At 60.1% G+C, this 238-nt stretch carries 1 protein-coding gene; it reads right to left on the reverse strand.

Annotated features, from left to right (window positions below; genetic code table 11):
* Positions 1–238: transposase (locus E1297_RS00180; RefSeq protein ID WP_244327573.1), on the reverse strand; the 238-nt coding region annotated here is incomplete at both ends.

The following is a 238-nucleotide window of genomic DNA, read 5'->3' on the forward strand; positions in this document are numbered from 1 at the left end:
GGCCGGACGCAAGACAAAGGCAACAGGACGCCCGGTTTCCGCCTCGTAGACATGGATCGGCGCAAAGCCGCGCTCGCCGTGAAAGCCGTTCCAGAATGTCAGCTGCTGGCTGCCGTGAGCGGCATCAAACGTGTCGTCGATGTCGAGCGTGATTGACTTTGGCGCGGTCCTGTAGCTGTCGCAATAAAGATCGATCATGGCACGGGATATGGCCATCACCGTGCGCAAGTCACCGGCA

The organism is Roseibium sp. RKSG952 (assembly GCF_009711355.1).